This window comes from Parabacteroides sp. MSK.9.14 (assembly GCF_019041495.1).
GTDB classification, from domain to species: domain Bacteria; phylum Bacteroidota; class Bacteroidia; order Bacteroidales; family Tannerellaceae; genus Parabacteroides; species Parabacteroides merdae.
In genome coordinates, this window is record NZ_JAHPXO010000010.1 from 1 (window position 1) to 17,850 (window position 17,850).

10 protein-coding genes are annotated in these 17,850 nt (G+C 47.5%); 9 read left to right on the forward strand and 1 reads right to left on the reverse strand.

Annotation, left to right across the window (positions count from 1 at the left end; genetic code table 11):
- The 4 genes from KTG12_RS07110 to KTG12_RS07125 form a co-directional block, all read left to right on the forward strand.
- Nucleotides 1-538: nucleotidyl transferase AbiEii/AbiGii toxin family protein (locus tag KTG12_RS07110; RefSeq protein ID WP_216945420.1), on the forward strand; the 538-nt coding region annotated here is incomplete at its 5' end.
- A 473-nt stretch (nt 539-1,011) separates the two neighbouring features.
- A complete protein-coding gene (locus KTG12_RS07115) occupies nt 1,012-1,599 on the forward strand; it encodes a porin family protein (RefSeq protein WP_005636741.1) in 588 nt (195 codons plus the stop codon).
- Nucleotides 1,600-1,712: 113 nt separating this feature from the next.
- Nucleotides 1,713-4,175, forward strand: a complete 2,463-nt coding sequence (gene priA, locus KTG12_RS07120) for a primosomal protein N' (RefSeq protein WP_215667999.1) — start codon at nt 1,713-1,715, stop codon at nt 4,173-4,175.
- Nucleotides 4,176-4,252: 77 nt separating this feature from the next.
- Nucleotides 4,253-4,762: a low molecular weight protein-tyrosine-phosphatase gene (locus KTG12_RS07125; protein ID WP_005636733.1), complete on the forward strand. Its 510-nt coding sequence runs from the start codon at nt 4,253-4,255 to the stop codon at nt 4,760-4,762.
- Here the strand turns inward: KTG12_RS07125 and KTG12_RS07130 are convergent.
- Nucleotides 4,737-6,767, reverse strand: coding sequence for an HD family phosphohydrolase (locus tag KTG12_RS07130; RefSeq protein WP_055285094.1), 2,031 nt, complete (start codon nt 6,765-6,767; stop codon nt 4,737-4,739). The two genes, KTG12_RS07125 and KTG12_RS07130, sit on opposite strands and share 26 nt — an antisense overlap.
- Before the next feature lie 172 nt (nt 6,768-6,939).
- Between KTG12_RS07130 and gltX the strand changes: the two genes are divergently transcribed.
- The 5 genes from gltX (at nt 6,940) to KTG12_RS07155 (ending at nt 17,836) form a co-directional block, all read left to right on the forward strand.
- The gene (gene gltX, locus KTG12_RS07135; protein WP_022322611.1) at nt 6,940-8,466 is read left to right on the forward strand and encodes a glutamate--tRNA ligase; all 1,527 of its coding nucleotides are present in this window, start codon (nt 6,940-6,942) and stop codon (nt 8,464-8,466) included.
- Nucleotides 8,467-8,479: 13 nt separating this feature from the next.
- On the forward strand, nt 8,480-9,706 hold the full coding sequence (locus KTG12_RS07140) for a 3-deoxy-D-manno-octulosonic acid transferase (RefSeq protein ID WP_155143611.1): 1,227 nt from the start codon (nt 8,480-8,482) through the stop codon (nt 9,704-9,706).
- Between the two features lie 105 nt (nt 9,707-9,811).
- Nucleotides 9,812-12,136 carry a GH92 family glycosyl hydrolase gene (locus KTG12_RS07145; protein ID WP_155143613.1) on the forward strand — a complete coding sequence of 775 codons (2,325 nt, stop codon included), beginning with the start codon at nt 9,812-9,814 and terminating at the stop codon, nt 12,134-12,136.
- A 738-nt stretch (nt 12,137-12,874) separates the two neighbouring features.
- On the forward strand, nt 12,875-15,940 hold the full coding sequence (locus KTG12_RS07150; protein WP_240142593.1) for a TonB-dependent receptor: 3,066 nt from the start codon (nt 12,875-12,877) through the stop codon (nt 15,938-15,940).
- A 30-nt stretch (nt 15,941-15,970) separates the two neighbouring features.
- Nucleotides 15,971-17,836 (forward strand): RagB/SusD family nutrient uptake outer membrane protein, encoded by a 1,866-nt coding sequence (locus KTG12_RS07155; RefSeq protein WP_155143615.1) that lies wholly within the window; start codon nt 15,971-15,973, stop codon nt 17,834-17,836.
- The last annotated feature ends 14 nt before the right edge of the window (nt 17,837-17,850 follow it).

The following is a 17,850-nucleotide window of genomic DNA, read 5'->3' on the forward strand; positions in this document are numbered from 1 at the left end:
ACCGATCACAGTCGAAAAGAAATATTTTGGTACAAGATTCTATTTTACTGCCCATATGGATACCATAGCTTATAATATGTCTGTAGATATTGGCTTTGGTGATGTCGTCATTCCACATTCAACAACTATAGACTTTCCTCTGCTTTTATCGGATATCCCTTCTGTGAATATACAGGCATATTCTTTAGAAACCGTTATTGCCGAGAAGTTCCATACGATGATAGATCGTGATGTTCTCAACAGTCGCATGAAAGATTTCTTTGACTGTTATCAGCTCCTGACGAAGAGAAATTTGAATGACGACGCTTTGTATGACGCCATCGAAGCGACGTTCGACAATCGAGGACTTGCATACAACCCCGATTTGCAACTGTTTACGGATAGTTTTGCTACAGACGGGGCACGCATAAGCCGTTGGAAGGCTTTTCTTAGAAAAATTCAATGGAAAGAGGCGCTTGATTTCGATACTGTGATGAAGGTAATAAGAGACAGGCTACAGCCTATGGCTGAAAGATATTGGATAAAACTCTCAAAATAGAATTGAGTAAGATTTAGACAGGCTCTTAGCCATCTTTTAGGAACATTATCAGGTTTGAGCAAAAAATATTTCATAAAAATCCCTATTGACATTTGCGGAAATCGAACTTTTTATCTACCTTTACATTGTCAAAGAGATGATGATTGTAAAGACAATTACGAAAAGCGATGAATTTAGTGTAGTGTTAATTCAATGGCTTTCATAAAAGATAAAGTAGTAAATGTGCAGTCAATCAGGGTTTTAGAATAAACCGAAATAAAAGGTTCGATTCCTGGTGGCACCACTTGATAAAATGCTAATTGCTGATAATAAGGCGATTAGCGTTTTTTGCTTTGTTTCGGATTTGGATAATTGATGCTACTTTGGTACTACACAAAATTCTACACAGCAGCAACACTTAGGTGGTGATATTTGTTTATTATAGGAAAAGTGCGTTTATTTGTAATTCGTATTAACTAATTAAGGAAAAAAGTATGAAGAAGATTGTTGGGCTTATATTGTTGGCGGTGATGGTGTTGATTGCCGTACCTGCGAAATCCCAGATTAAGTTCGGTATAAAAGGCGGTTTGAATATTTCCTCTGTCCATTTCAACAAGGATCTCGTCGGAAAGGATAATGTGACTGGATTTAATATTGGTCCGATGGTGGAGGTAATGGCTCCGATAATGGGAGTCGGTTTTGATGCTGCTATCCTATATTCGCAAAAAGGGATAGGTGTGAAGAGTGAGAAAGACATAAAGAACGATTATATAGATGTTCCGGTTAACTTGAAATGGAAATTCGGCTTGCCTATTATCAAAGGATATCTGGCGGCTGGTCCGTATGTCGGTTTCCGTGTGGGTGGCGATAAGTTATGGGATATTCCGGGATCAGTCGGAGACCAGTTGAAGGCAAAAAGCTTTAATGCTGGTTTGAATCTGGGTGCCGGTGTGGAGCTGATCAAACATTTGCAGGTAGGTTTCAATTATGCTCTTGGTTTGACGGATGATTATAGTGCATCAAAATTGGAATTAAACGGTAAGAACCGAGGGTGGTCGATTACGGCTGCCATCCTGTTCTAAAAAGAATAAAGAATATCTGATGGCAGATAAACAGAGGCCGGACTTTAGCAGTCCGGCCTTTTTTGTTACTTTTGGCATCGCTATGAACATTGTTCGTATAAATAAGAATAAGAATGAAGTACGCAGACGTTATACTCCCGCTCCCGTTGGAGAATAGCTATACCTATAGCATACCATCCGATCTGGAACAAGCGGTAATACCCGGTTGCCGAGTGATCGTCCATTTTGGAAAGAAGCGTTATTATACGGCTATCGTCATGGATGTGCATGAGCGTGGGATCGATAGCCAGTACGAGACAAAGGAGATTTATGCTTTGCTGGATGCCACGCCTGTGCTCCGTCGTCCGCAACTTCGTTTTTGGAAATGGATCGCATCCTATTATCTGTGTAAATTAGGAGATGTTTACAAGGCCGCTTTGCCTTCCGGGCTAAAACTGGAGAGTGAAACGGCTGTTACTTATAATGAAGATTTCGAAGCCGATGGGTCCTTGCGTCCAAATGAGCAGGCTGTGCTGGATGCCTTTACCGGTGTTTTGAAACTGACGGTTTCTGAATTGGAAAAGAAAACCGGGCTACGGAATGTCGTACCTGTTGTCGCCTCCCTGATGGCTAAAGGTGCGGTTGAGGTGAGCGAGGAATTGAAACGGGGCTTTATGCCGAAAATGCAGACCTTTATCCGTCTTGCCGAGGTGTATAAGGATGAAGAAAAATTACAGGCCGTGTTTGCGGACTTCAAGCGGGCGAAGAAGCAGGAACACTTGCTGATCTGTTTTCTAGAACTCAGTCATGCGCTTAATCCGGCACTGGTACGCGAATTGTCGAAGAAGGAATTGTTGGAGAACTGCGGTTGTTCTCCAGCCATATTGGACGGTGTGCTGAAGCGAGGTGTGCTGGAAAGTTATGAAAAAGAGGTAGGAAGGTTGCAGGTTCCGGTTTGCCGTTTACAGCCCTTGAACCCTTTAAGTGAGGCGCAGAGGAAGGCTTACGGGGAAATACATGATATTTTCCGGGAGAAAGAAGTCTGTCTCTTGCACGGTGTTACTTCCAGTGGAAAGACGGAAGTCTATGTGCGGCTGATCGATGAGGTGCTGAAGATGGGACGCCAGGTTTTGTATATGCTGCCTGAGATTGCCATTACCACCCAGATCACGGAACGGCTGGCCAAGTTGTTCGGCGACAAGTTGCTGGTTTATCATTCCAAATTTTCTGATAACGAACGGGTGGAAGTCTGGAACCGTTTGCTGCATACGGGCGAGCCGATGCTAGTGTTAGGCGTTCGTTCCTCTTTGTTTTTGCCATTCAAGGATCTAGGTCTGATTATTATAGACGAGGAGCATGAGAATACCTATAAGCAGCAGGACCCGGCTCCGCGTTATCATGCTCGCAATGCAGCCTTGGTGTTAGCCGGTATGCATGGGGCGAAAACATTGTTGGGCTCCGCTACCCCTTCCATTGATTCTTATTTTAATGCCACTATCGGCAAATATGGTCTGGTGGAACTGACTACCCGTTATGGCGACCGGCTGATGCCGGAAATACTGACGGTCGATATCAAGGAGTTGAGGCGTAAGAAGATAATGAAAGACACGCTTTTTTCGCCGGTCTTGGTAGAAAAGTTGAGCGAGGCGTTAGGAAAGGGAGAGCAAGTGATCCTGTTCCAGAACCGCCGGGGATTCGCTCCGGTGATCGAGTGCAAGGAGTGCGGTTGGGTTCCCCATTGTGTCAATTGCGATGTCAGCCTGACATACCATAAGTTTCGTAATGAGTTGGTATGCCACTATTGCGGATATAAAATCCAGTTGCCTCATCAATGCCCGGAATGCCAGAGCCTGGAACTTCGTACGATGGGGTTCGGGACTGAGATGGTGGAGGAAGAGATTGCTACTCTCTTCCCTTCCGCCAAGGTCGAGCGTCTGGATTTCGATACCGCCCGTACCCGTGCGGCCTATGAGCGGATCATCGCGGACTTTGAGAAAGGTAAGACACAGATATTGATCGGAACTCAGATGCTCTCGAAAGGTCTGGATTTCGGGAACGTCAGTGTGGTCGGTATCCTGAATGCCGATAGCCTGATGAACTTCCCGGATTTCCGTGCCCATGAGCGCGCCTTCCAGTTGATGGTACAGGTGAGCGGCCGTGCCGGAAGGCGGGATAAGCGGGGAACGGTTGTCCTGCAAACTTCTCAGCCTGACCATCCGCTAATCCGGATGGTAGAACGTTTCGCCTATAAGGAAATGGTACGTCTTCAATTGGGTGAGCGGAGCATGTTCCGTTATCCGCCTTACTATCGTTTGATAGTGATAGTCTTGCGTAGTCGGAATGATTCGATCCTGCAGGAACTATCTGTTTTGTATGCCGAGAACCTGCGTCGTCGTTTGGGCGAACGCGTGCTGGGTCCGGTCACTCCGCCGATAACCCGTGTGCAAACTCTCCATATCCGGAAAATCGTTTTAAAGATAGAGATTGCCGCTGCGATTGCTCCGGTACGTGAGATACTGGAATCGGTACACACTGAAATGCAACGCTACTTGCCGTTTAAGCAGTTGATCGTGCACTATGATGTAGATCCGGCTTGAGAGTCGGTTGTCAGGAGAAATTAATCCCGAGTCAATAGCCGGGGGATTAATCCCCCGGTGTAAATTGTAAATTAAGAATGATGGAAGAGAAGAAAGGAGAATATAAGATATTGTTTGTGTGTCTGGGAAATATTTGCCGGTCACCGTCGGCTGAGGCCGTGATGAAGAAGTTGGTTCAGGATGCGGGACTGGATGGCCGGATCAAGATCGATTCTGCCGGTATTATTGGGTATCACGCAGGAGAAAAAGCCGATCCGCGTATGCGCTCGCATGCGGCCCGTAGGGGATATAAGTTAGATTCGGTCTCCCGTCCGGTATGTACGGAAGACTTTTTCGACTTCGACCTGATTATCGGAATGGACAACCGTAACATAGACGATCTGAAACGGAAAGCCCCGGATTTGGAATCCGTGGAAAAGATACATCAGATGACGGAATATTCCCAGAACAAGCTGTATGACCATGTCCCCGATCCGTACTATAGTGGAGCGGAAGGTTTCGAGCTGGTCCTTGATCTGCTGGAGGATGCTTGCGCTGGGCTACTGGATGAGCTTGTACAGTTTATTTCTTCAAATCCGGATAACTGATTCGTGTATGGTACATGATCTTCAGTTTTTCCACAAAGACATTCTTAACCGTTTCCACATCCTTGAACGTCAGCGGGGCATTACGCATCAGTCCGTCGGCAATCTGTCCGTCTATGATCTTGTCGACTAAGGCACGAATGTTTTCTTCCGTGTGTTCTTTCAGGCTACGGGAGGCCGCTTCTACGGAATCAGCCATCATCAGGACGGCAGTCTCTTTCGAGAACGGGTTCGGCCCCGGATAGGTGAAAGCCTCTTCGTCTATTTCGCGGTCGGGATACTGGTTTTTGAAAGAGTTATAGAAGTATTTGGCTTTTCCGCGTCCGTGATGGGTACGGATAAAATCGATGATGGCTTTTGGCAACATTGCTTTTTCTGCGATCTTGACACCGTCGTTCACATGATTGATAATGATTTTCGCGCTTTGGTCGAACGATAGCTGGCTGTGCGGATTGATACTGCTTTGGTTTTCGGTAAAGAATGCCGGATTCGCCATCTTACCGATATCATGATACATGGCTCCTGTACGTACGAGCTGCGCGTTTGCTCCGATAGCGGCAGCCGCTTCCGACGCTAAGATCGACATCTGCAAAGAATGTTGGAAGGTTCCCGGAGATATTTCGGACAGCTTTTTTAGGATCGGCGTATTGATGTTGGAGAGTTCGACCAACGTAATGCTGGACACATAGCCGAATGTCTTTTCCAGCATATAGACTAATATGTAAGTAAACATCAGCAGGATAAAATTGATGCCGAAATAGAGCATCATCATCCAGTTGATCTTCTTGAAGTCCGCTTCCTGGTAGATGGACAGGCTGATGTAGCAGAGCGCATAGGACATGAAGATGAAGAAAGCGCAGCGGATCAGTTGGGAACGTTCGTATAAATCCCTCAAGCTGAATGTCACGACCATGCCGGCAATCACCTGTAGCAACAGGAATTCGTGCGGGAAAGGCACCATCAGTGAGCAGATCAGCACGATGATCAGGTGTGTGAACAGCGCCGTGCGCGAGTCGAAGAACGTGCGTACGACAATCGGCACGATAGCGAACGGGAGGATATAGACATTGAACAACCCGTACGTCACGCAAAGCTCTGTTAGTATGCAGCTCACGAATACGCATAGTACGAGGAAAAGCGCATTCCTCCTGTTATGCAGGATTTTCAACCGGAAAGACCACAGGTACAGCCAGAAGCAGAAGAGAATACCGAATACCAGCACGAACTGGCCTCCCATGATGATACCTTGCCGTTGGGCTCCTCCGGACTTGGTCTCGTGTACGATCTTAAGGGAACGGAGCACATTGTAAGTATGGTTGTCGATGATTTCGCCCCGGTCGACGATACGTTCTCCTGCCTGTATCATGCCGTTGGCCAGCGGGATGCTGTTCAGGATATCTTCCCTGACTTTTTCCGACATCGTCTTGTCGTATGTGATATTTTCCACCAAATAATTGTTGATATCGCAAGATTGCAATACCGACTTGTCCAGATAAGAGGGGCAATTGTTGATGATAAACTCATACGCCGTCTTGACTGTAAAAAAATCGCTACTGTAATGGGGGTGCGCTACGCTGCCCGCGAGCAGGTTGATGCGGGGATATTCCTCCTTTTTGAGTTCATCCATGTCCTGGGTAGAAATGATACCATCCCGGTATAGCTTTTGCAAGCTGTTTTCGATATACTGCATATAGGCCGGAGTCGCCCGGTTTCTCAGCGTGCCCTGATAGTCGGCGCGTAGTTTGTCTATCTCTTCAGATTCGATTGTGGTATCCAGTCGGTAATAAGGCTCGAACTTTTTGAGAGCGCTGTCGCGTTCGGCCTGTACTTCCGCATCAGTCTTGTAGATCGGGAAGTCGCTCGGAGCGGTAAGCAACCCGTACCGCCAAGGTTTTCCTTCATAGAATTGGTAACGGAATTTTCCTTCCCTCGGAAAGAAGTAAGCGATCAACAAGGCCGCCACAATAAAATAGACACTCGGATGTATGCTATAGTTATTTGCTTTCATAATGTTCTGTTTTATGTATTGAAAGGCGAAATGTACATAAAAAAGTTTACTAAGAGAAAAAAAAGGGCTACTTTTGCCGCAGTAAACGGAATTATGATTTATGAATTGTGATTTATGCGTCGTTATAAATCACAATTCATAAATCACAAATCATAAATCACATAGAAAGATTATGACTCAAAGGAAAGTTAGAGTCCGGTTTGCACCGAGTCCCACTGGGGCCTTGCATATCGGAGGTGTTCGTACAGCTTTATACAATTATCTATTTGCCAAACAGAATGGTGGAGATCTGATTCTCCGTATTGAAGATACCGACTCGCAGCGTTTTGTTCCCGGAGCGGAAGCCTATATTATAGAAGCGCTTACCTGGTTGGGGATCAAGTTTGACGAAGGTGTCGGCTTCGGAGGCGAATACGGGCCTTACCGTCAGAGTGAACGCAGGGATATTTACAAGAAGTATGTCGATCAGTTGTTGGACGCCGGTTGTGCTTATATCGCATTCGATACCCCCGAAGAGCTGGATGCCAAACGGAAGGAAATTCCCAATTTCCAATATGATGCATCCACTCGTATGCAGATGCGCAACTCGCTGACTCTTTCCGAGGAAGAGGTGAAATCATTGATCGATGCCGGCAATCAGTATGTGGTCCGTGTCAAGATCGAACCGGATGAGAACATCCATGTGAACGACCTGATCCGTGGAGAAGTAATTATCAACTCTTCTATCCTGGACGATAAAGTCTTATATAAATCAGCCGACCAGTTGCCCACTTACCATCTGGCCAATATCGTGGACGATCATTTGATGGAAGTGACGCATGTGATCCGTGGTGAAGAATGGTTGCCGAGTGCCCCGCTTCACGTACTGTTGTACCGTTATTTCGGATGGGAAGACACGATGCCCCGGTTTGCACACCTGGCGTTGCTTTTGAAACCGGAAGGCAACGGCAAGTTGAGCAAGCGTGACGGTGACCGCCTGGGCTTCCCGGTGTTCCCGTTGGAATGGCATGACCCGAAGAGCGGTGAGGTTTCTTCTGGTTATCGCGAGAGCGGTTATCTGCCCGAAGCGGTTGTTAACTTCCTGGCCTTGTTGGGATGGAATCCTGGTAATGATCAGGAAGTAATGAGCATGGACGAACTGATCCATAGCTTCGATCTAAGCCGTTGCAGCAAGAGCGGAGCCAAATTTGATTATGAAAAGGGAAAATGGTTCAACCATCATTATATCCAGGCTATGGACAATAAGGAAGCTGCCGCCCTCTTTATGCCGATCCTCGAAAGCCACGGCGTGAAAGCAGACCCAGCCTATGTGGAGAAGGTCGTAGCCATGATGAAAGACCGTGCCACCTTTATCAAGGACTTGTGGGATCTTTGCTCGTTCTTCTTCATCGCTCCGACGGAATATGATGAAAAGACACGTAAAAAACGCTGGAAGGAAGACAGTGCCGCCCAGCTTGCCGAACTGATCGAAGTGCTTCGCGCACGTGAACCGTTCGATATCGAAGGTACGGAAGAAGAGGTAAAAGCCTGGATCGAAAGCAAAGGCTACCATTTGGGAAATATAATGAATGCAACCCGCCTGGCCCTTGTCGGTGAAGGCAAAGGTCCGCATATCTTCGACATAACGGAAGCCTTGGGTAAGGAAGAGTCTATCCGCCGTATCCAGAGAGCGATAGATAAATTGTCAATTGACAATTGATAATTCTTTTATCATGTACAGCTTACTCATACATTTCTATGCCTTTATTGTCGCTATGATTTCTCCTTTCCACCGGAAGGCACGCCTGATGCGTTTCGGCCAGTGGAAGACGAATAGCATTTTGCGTGAGAAGATAGACCGGAATGCGAAGTACATCTGGTTTCATGCTTCTTCGTTGGGAGAGTTTGAGCAAGGGCGTCCTATGATCGAAAAGGTCAAGGCGCAATATCCGGAATATAAGATATTGCTTACATTCTTTTCTCCCTCAGGCTATGAAGTGCGGAAAAACTATAACGGGGCGGATATCGTTTGCTATCTGCCTTTCGATACGCCTTACCGGGTAAAGAAGTTCCTGAATCTGGCGAATCCTGCTGTGGCTGTTTTCATCAAGTATGAGTTTTGGGGAAACTATTTGCGTGAGTTGAAGAAGCGGGGAATCCCGGTTTATATCATTTCAGCGATCTTCCGTCCCGACCAGTTGTTCTTTCAATGGTTCGGAGTTCCTTACCGAAAGATGCTGTACTGCTTTACGCATTTGTTTGTGCAGGACGAACGTTCGAAGGAACTGCTTGGGCAATATGGCATCCGTAACGTGACGGTCTACGGCGATACCCGTTTCGACCGTGTGTTGGACGTGCGTAATCAGGCGCGTGATTTGCCAGAATTCGAACGGTTTGTAGGGGAAAGATGTCAGACGCTGATCGCCGGGAGTTCCTGGCCGCAGGACGAGGAGATACTGATCCCTTATTTCAACGAGCATCCGGAGATGAAGCTGATCATCGCCCCGCACGAGATTCACCGGGAACATCTGATGTATATCGAGTCGTTGTTGAAACGCCCGTCTGTCCGCTTGTCCGATGTGATGCAGGACAAGAGCCTGCTCGAAGGGAAAGATTGTTTGATCGTGGATAGTTTCGGGCTGCTGTCTTCCATCTATCGGTATGGGACGATCGCCTATATCGGCGGCGGTTTCGGAGCCGGTATCCATAATACGTTGGAGGCGGCGGTTTACGGTATTCCGGTGTTGTTCGGTCCCCGGTTTCAGAAGTTCAAGGAGGCCCGTGACTTGATCAAAGTGGGCGGAGGATTCTCGGTCGCATCGAAAGATGAGTTCGTGGCCAAGATGGATGAGCTGTTGACCTATGCAGAGGTCTTGAAGGCTGCCGGCGAGAGTGCCGGCCAGTTTGTGAAAGGCAATGCGGGTGCGACGGATGGGATATTGAAGGAATTGGCTTTATAAGCTTTGTAGAACGAGGCGGCATCAAAAGTGTCCTTGTCATGGCGGACTTGATCCGGGGATGACGGATGACGACTTTTGATGCCGCCTTTTTTTAATCTGGTAATAATGAATATTAGACATTTTTTGTTGGGGCTATTCTTGCCCCTTTCTTTGTTTTCCTGCCATACGGTGGAGCAGGAAGCAGACGGGCGTCCTCTGTCCTCTTATGTAAATCCGTTTGTAGGAGCTTCAACGAATACAGAACTGGCGGGCGCGAGTCATGGACTTGGAAAAACGTTTCCCGGGGCGACAGCTCCTTTCGGTATGGTGCAGGTCAGCCCCAACACGATTACCGGAGGCGACAACGGTCCCGGCTATAGTTATGAGCATACGACCATCGAAGGATTCGCATTTACGCAAATGTCCGGTATCGGCTGGTACGGCGATTTGGGGAACTTTCTGGTGATGCCTACAATCGGGGATTTGCATACATTCGCCGGCACGGAAGACAAGCCGGAAGAAGGATATCGTTCCCGGTATGACAAGTCGACCGAAAAAGCCTCGGCAGGCTATTACTCTGTTTTTCTTTCCGATTATAAGATTCAGGCGGAAGCGACCGCTTTGCCTCATAGCGGAATGCTTCGTTTCACTTTCCCGGAAAGCAAGGAGGCCCGCATACAAGTCGATCTGGCCCGGCGGGTAGGAGGAACATCGACACTTCAGAGCGTAGAGGTGGTGGACGACCATACCATCAAGGGCTGGATGCAATGCACGCCTGATGGAGGCGGTTGGGGAAACGGAGACGGCAAGGCCGACTATACGGTCTATTTCTATGCCCAATTTTCCAAACCTTTTTCCGGACATGGCGTTTGGTCTGCCGATATTCCGGACGATTGGAGACGTAAACGTGAAGATGTTTGTAGCGTGCGCTATCGCGAAGCAATCCGCCAATCCGCCATCCATCCTTCCGTTTCGGCATTTGAAGGCAAGCATTTAGGCTTTTATGCCAATTTTGAAACCAAACCAGATGAAGTGATCTTGCTAAAGAGTGGTATCTCTTATACCAGTTTGAAGAATGCGGAGGAGAATTTGGCGGCGGAGATGAAAGACTTCGATTTTGACCGGACGCATGCCGAGTGTGTCCGTCTTTGGAATGACGAGTTGGCGAAAGTCTCTGTCGAGGGAGGAACCGACGAGGAAAAGAGGGTTTTCTACACGGCTCTTTATCATACGTTGATTGATCCGCGCCTTTGCAGCGACATCAACGGCGAGTACACCGGGGCGGATAAAAAGATCCATCAGACTGGCAAGTTCCGTAAACGGACGATCTTCAGCGGATGGGATGTCTTCCGTAGCCAGATGCCTCTTCAGACCATCATCAACCCGGAGATGGTGAACGATCTTGTCAACTCGCTTGTGGAGATAGCCGACCAGAGTGGTAACGAATATCTCGAACGGTGGGAGCTCTTGAATGCTTACTCCGGCTGCATGGTGGGCAATCCCGCCATTTCGGTTTTGTGTGATGCCTACCGGAAAGGCATTCGGGATTATGACGTGGAGAAAGCATACCGCTATGCTCTGAATACCTCCCGGCGCTTTGGCAATAATGACGACGGCTATACGCCCGGCAATATATCCTGCACGCTGGAATACGATTATACGGATTGGTGCATGGCCCGTTTGGCCGAGTGGTTGGGGAAAGAGGGCGACCGGGCTCATTTTGACAAGCGTGCCCTGTCGTATGCAACTATCTTCGATCCTGAATCGGGATGGTTCCGTCCGCGTAATGAGAAAGGCGTTTTTTCTTCTTTGCCTGAAAAAGGACGTTTGCAAGAGGGTTATGGCTGCGTGGAATCCAATCCTTACCAGCAAGGATGGTTCGTGCCGCACGATGTCGAAGGGATGATCCGCCTGATGGGAGGCCGTGAAAAGGTTTTGGCCGACCTGACGGATATGTTTGAGAAAACACCGGGCGACTATCTCTGGAATGACTATTATAACCATGCCAATGAACCGGTCCATCATGTGCCTTTCCTGTTCAACAGGTTAGGGATGCCTTCGCTTACCCAGAAATGGACACGCGACATTTGCCGAAACGCTTATCACGACAAAGTGACCGGCTTGGTAGGAAACGAAGATGTCGGGCAGATGTCGGCCTGGTATGTGTTGGCGGCTGCCGGCATACATCCGATATGTCCGGGCGATGGCCGCTATGAGATCACCAGTCCGGTATTCGACCGGGTGGAGTTTCGTCTGGACCCGGCTTATGCTGCCGGTGGCTCTTTTGTGATCGAAGCCCGTGACAACAGTCCGGAGAATATCTATATCCAAAGTGCGACACTCAACGGGAAGAAGTATGATAAATGTTACCTGACGCACGATGATCTGGCGGCCGGTGGAACGCTTGTCCTCCAAATGGGCGCAAAACCTTCGGATTGGGGAAAAGATTGATCAGATGATACCTTTCGGCGGAGAGACGTTTTCTGGCTTCACCCTGTCTCGTCCTGAAATAGGTTGACTGTGTATTAAAAAATCCTGTTATAGGTTATTCATAAATGTAAACAACAGACAAACTGTCCCGTCCTAAAGTGGTATTTGATATTGTATAATATGCAATGATATGGATATTTATGTCGTTTTTGCTAACTTCTTTAGCTTTCGGCCTTGGTCGAAAAGGTTTTTGACTAAGGTCGAAAGCCCTTTTGACTAAGGTCAAAAACGTATTCGACAAAGGTCAAATGTTTATAGGTTGCATGGTTTTGCAATAGTAATATGATTGCTATCCTCTAAATATAGCCTGTTCGTAAGAAAAACGAGAAATACTTACTTTTGTTTGCCTGTATAGTTTCTTCTCTCTATATTTGTGTCCGTACACTTGCATGGCGTTGCAGGTCCCTGCATTTTATTGATTACAAGAAGCGTTTAAAAGATATTATCCGGATATTGAAACTTCGACACTTTCAGACCAGAGGATAATAGGCAACTGAACGCTCACGTACCTTCCTTGTTATATATATTCATGCCTGGCATGGGTATGTCTTCAAGAATAGAAGGGCGTGGGCTGTTGTTTATATCACTGGTCGGGCAGTCGAAGGCCTCAATATCAGGTATATCAACAGTTCCCACGCCTCTTTTTATGAAAAAATCATCCGGTTCGGGAATTGCCGGATAATTAAATTCTTTATTATTATGAACAAAACGAAAATGTTTGAAAGGCTGCATTTGCCCATGCTGGTCTTTTTGTTTTGTGTGTGCACGACCACGCTCTCCTATGCCCAGCATATGGTTTCCGGCGTTGTCAAGGATGTGACCGGTGAGCCTATCATCGGGGCGAACGTAGTCGAGAAAGGGACTACGAATGGTTCCATTACCGACATCGACGGTAAATTCTCTTTTTCCATCTCTAAACCGGTTGTTACGTTGTCTGTTTCCTACATCGGGTATCAGCCGCAAGACTATGCTTACAAAGGACAAGGGAGTGTGATTATCACATTGAAAGAGGACTTGCAGAACTTGGACGAAGTCGTGGTTGTCGGCTACGGTGTGGCCAAGAAGCGGGACTTGACCGGTTCGGTAGCCTCCGTGAAGGGGGAGAAGTTGCAGGAGACGGCTTCTTTCAGTGCGGCACAGGCGTTGCAAGGAAGGGCTGCCGGTGTGACGATTTTGTCAACGAGTGCAAAACCGGGCGAGGATGTGCAGGTTCGTGTGCGTGGTAACCGTTCTTTAAAAGCGACAAACGATCCGTTATATGTCGTGGACGGTATTCCTATCGTGGTGGCATTGAGCGAATTGAGTCCATCCGATATTGAATCGGTCGAAGTGTTGAAAGATGCTTCTGCCACGGCTATCTATGGGTCGCGTGGTGCGAATGGTGTTATTCTGGTAACAACAAAGAAGGGGAAAGAGGGTAAGGTGCAGGTCGATTATAACGGCTATGTAGGTGTACAGCAAGCTGCCCGTAAGATTGAAATGTTTGATGGCGGAGAGTGGGTCGAAATGGTACGCGAGGCGAATCGTGCCACAAACAAGACTACTCCGTATCCGCTTGTCCCGACATTGGATTGGGATCGTAAGATCGGTTATTTCAATGCAGATCCGAGTATAATGAACAAGATCGAACAGGGATATGACGAAAACGGTGTCTGGCATTCTGACCGTGTCCCTTACACCGACTGGACAGAGGAGGCCTTGCGTGTTGCTCCGATCCACAATCATGAAGTCAGTGTTCGAGGTGGTACGGAGAAGCTGAAGATGCTCGCTTCCGCAACTTATTTCGGACAAGATGGTGTCGTGAAGGGACAAGATTATCGGCGCTATTCGGTTCGCGTCAATTTCGACTGGACTTTGAACAAATATGTGAAGGTCGGCGGTTCAACCTCTTTCTCTCATCTTGATCGTAACAACGGGGGGAATCTTTATGATGGAGTGAAACTGACATATCCATTGGCTGACATTTATGATGCAAATGGAAACATTATTGAAGCCCGTCCCGGTAATGATCCGCAGCTGTGGAATAAATTCCTGAATATAGAACATGAGAAGAAGGAGATAAAGAAAGATCGCTTTCTGGGAAGTTATTATCTGGATGTTACGCTTCCGTTCGATATTAAATACCGTTCGAATGTCGGTATCGACATAGGTCCCTGGTACGGCAACGAGTTCTACGGGGCGTTGAGTTCGGACCGTTCCGGTAGTCCGGCGCGTGCTGTCAATGCCCGTGACAACCGTCGTATGTACACGTGGGAAAATCTGTTGTTCTATAACAAGACCTTCAAAAAAGATCATACTTTAGGCTTGACTTTCTTGCAGTCTATCCAGCAGGAAACATACGAGAAGTCGGAAATCAAGGTGAAAGACCTGCCTTACGAGAACCAGACTTGGAACAATGTCGGTTCGGCCCAGACGATCGAGTCCGTATCGAGTGATTACCAGCGTTGGAATCTGGCTTCTTTCATGGGACGTGTGAATTATAATTACAAAGACCGCTATCTGCTTACGGTATCTGCCCGCTACGACGGTTCTTCCCGTCTGGCTCCGGGGCATAAATGGGTGTTGTTCCCCTCTGCTGCCCTTGCATGGCGTGTCAAGGAAGAATCGTTCCTGAAAGATGCCGACTGTCTGAGCAATTTGAAGCTCCGCCTGGGTTGGGGTATCACCGGCAACACGGCTATCGATCCCTATAAGACGCAGGGTAACCTTGAGTACGGGCGTTACAGCTATGGTTCGAACGGTGTGCTGGCCTTCTATCAGAAGGAGATGCCGAACCCGAACTTGTCATGGGAAAAGACCGAGCAATGGAACGCCGGTATCGATTTCGGTTTCTTGAACGGCCGGATAGGGGGGAGCGTGGATTTGTATCTTCAGAATACGAACGACCTCTTGATGGACCGCCAGTTGCCGATCGTTTCCGGTTTCGGCAATGTGACGACCAATATCGGGCAGATCCGTAACAAAGGTCTGGAAGTAACCTTGAATACGGTCAATATCGATACGAAAGATTTCAAGTGGACGACCGACTTCATGTTCTCCGTCAACAAGGAAGAGATCGTGGAACTCTATAACGGGAAAGTCGACGACGAAGGAAATAAATGGTTTATCGGCCAGCCCGTGAAAGTGTTCTATGATTATAAGGCCGACGGTATCTGGCAACTGGAAGATGCTGCCGAACTCGAAAAGTGGGGAGGCGTCTTTAAGCCTGGCGATATCAAGATTGTCGACCGCAATGGCGACTATAAGATCACTTCCGAAGACCGCTTTATTCTCGGTCATGAGAATCCGAACGTGACGTTGAGCATGAGTAATTATTTTAATTATAAGGATTTTGATTTCAGTTTCTTCCTGAATGGTGCTTTCGGACAGACGAAATCTTTCAACCGTGAACTCCGTTTGAGCGGACGTTATAGTGGTGCGAAAGTAAATTACTGGCGTATTATCGGCGAGGATGAAAACGGCAACCCGATCAGTAACCGCAGTAACGAAGCTCCGCGCCCGAATATCGACTTCGAGAACCCGAACTACATTTCTTCCCTTTATAAGGAAGACGCTTCGTTCCTGAGAATCGGCCAGGTGACATTGGGCTATACGTTGCCGAAGGCATTGTTGCAGAATGTCGGTATCCAGAAGTTGCGTGTATATGCAACCGTACAGAATGCGTATGTCTTTACGGGCTATTCAGGTACGGACCCGGAAAGTGGCGGTGACTTCAATGAACCGATGCCGAGGACGTATCTGTTTGGTGTGAACCTGAGCTTTTGATAATAACTAACATGATAAATAGACGATAGTATGAAAAATATAATAAAATATGGTTTGCTGTCTTTAGTGGCAGCGGCCGGCGTGTCGTGTGAATCTTTCCTGAATGAAAAGGTGGTCAGCGGGGTGTCGTATGATTATCTGGAAACAAAGACCGGTATAGAAACTGCTGTGAACGGCGTTTATTCGACTATGCGCTGGTATGTCGGTGGCGAGCGTTATTATTGCCTGACCGAGTATGGCGTGGATTATGTCTGGGAAGGGGCCGATGGCGGTAATAAGGATGCTTTCAATAAATACAGCAATCAGTTGAACTCTTCTTTCGGTATGTTGTATGAATTTTGGGAAAATGCTTATAAAGGTATTACACGGGCCAATACGGCTTTGATGTATCTGCCGAAAGTGGGAGATATGACCGATGCCGAGAAAACGGCGCGTGAAGGTGAACTTCGTTTCATGCGTGCCTATTTCTATTTTGATCTGGTTCAGCAATTTGGACGTATTCCTTTATTGACGGAAGGAAACGTTTCTGAAATCAAGACCGACTTTAAACGTGCTTCGGTGGCGGATGTGTATGCGTTTATTATTAGCGATTTGCGTCAGGCTTATGAAGTGTTGCCTGATGTGGCCATGCAGGCGGATCGTGGTCGTGCAACCAAATGGTCGGCGGCTAATTTGTTGTCGAAAGTTTATTTGACAAGGGGGAGCGCTATCAAAGATCAGCGCGGACAACAACCAACCGATATGGATAGTACGGCTTATTTTGCCGAAGCGGTTATCAACTCCGGAAAGTTCGCCTTGGATTCGGATTATTCAATGACATTCGATCAGGACAGACAGAAGGTGTCTTCTGAAACAATCTGGGGTGTCGAGTTTACAAACGATGTGTTGTTTAACGGTTCGGAAGGAAACAAGATGCACCTGTATTGGGTTCCGACTTACGAAAAATTGCCGGGTTTGCAACGCGACCTTCAGCAAGGGCGTGCTTGGAAACGTATGCGGCCGACTCCTTATTTGCAAACCCAGTTGTTCGACCACCTGAATGACTCCCGTATGTATAAGATGTTCAGTTGGGTGTTCTATGCGAATAAAGAATCTTCCATCCCTGTCTGGAAAGACAAATATTATTACGTAAATGAAAATGGAGAGGAGACGGGTGATTTGCTTTATGAAACGCCTGCTGAACTGGTTGGCAAACCAAAGTTCGCTTTAGGAGATACGGCGGCTTACTTTATCCCGAAATATTATGGCGCGAAAGATTATAAAGGTGCTGTGATCGACAAAGCGAAAGACCGCCAGATGCAATTGGACATCGCAAAGGCGCCTTATACATTGATTCCGATCGATGAAAACACGAACCACTTTTTCCCTTGCCTGAAGAAATGGCTCGATACGCAACGTCCGGATATGAACTATGAACAGGGAGGACGTAACTTTGTCCGTATGCGGCTGGGTGAGACGTATCTGATAGCTGCCGAAGCTTATGGCAGAAAGGGGGATTTCGAGAAAGCGGCTTCGCTGATCAACGTCGTCCGTAAACGTGCCGCCTACAAAGAAGGAGAAGCCAAACCGCAGGAGTGGTGGCAGATAGATGGTGGCGATATGGCTAACCTGGCTGGTTCGACTGAAAAGTCGATGCTGGTGACGCCGGCAGAGATCAGTGACGATTTTATCGGTTTTATGCTGGATGAGCGTGCCCGTGAAACATATGGCGAGATGAACCGCTGGGAAGACTTGGTGCGTACGGAAACGTTGTACGAGCGTGTGAAAGAGTTTAATCCGGATGCCGCTCCGAACATAAAGGAATATCACAAACTACGTCCGATTCCGCAGAACCATATCGACCGCCTGTCTCCGAAGCCATCTGCCGAAGAGGCGCAGAATGAAGGATACTATTGATAGTTGAAAATCGA

Bases quoted from the DNA above. Each gene is read 5' to 3' on its own strand.
- KTG12_RS07140 (WP_155143611.1), top strand. From the start codon at position 8,480: ATGTACAGCTTACTCATACATTTCTATGCCTTTATTGTCGCTATGATT.
- KTG12_RS07155 (WP_155143615.1), top strand. From the start codon at position 15,971: ATGAAAAATATAATAAAATATGGTTTGCTGTCTTTAGTGGCAGCGGCC.
- KTG12_RS07115 (WP_005636741.1), top strand. From the start codon at position 1,012: ATGAAGAAGATTGTTGGGCTTATATTGTTGGCGGTGATGGTGTTGATT.
- gltX (WP_022322611.1), top strand. From the start codon at position 6,940: ATGACTCAAAGGAAAGTTAGAGTCCGGTTTGCACCGAGTCCCACTGGG.
- KTG12_RS07125 (WP_005636733.1), top strand. From the start codon at position 4,253: ATGATGGAAGAGAAGAAAGGAGAATATAAGATATTGTTTGTGTGTCTG.
- priA (WP_215667999.1), top strand. From the start codon at position 1,713: ATGAAGTACGCAGACGTTATACTCCCGCTCCCGTTGGAGAATAGCTAT.
- KTG12_RS07145 (WP_155143613.1), top strand. From the start codon at position 9,812: ATGAATATTAGACATTTTTTGTTGGGGCTATTCTTGCCCCTTTCTTTG.
- KTG12_RS07130 (WP_055285094.1), bottom strand. From the start codon at position 6,767: ATGAAAGCAAATAACTATAGCATACATCCGAGTGTCTATTTTATTGTG.
- KTG12_RS07150 (WP_240142593.1), top strand. From the start codon at position 12,875: ATGAACAAAACGAAAATGTTTGAAAGGCTGCATTTGCCCATGCTGGTC.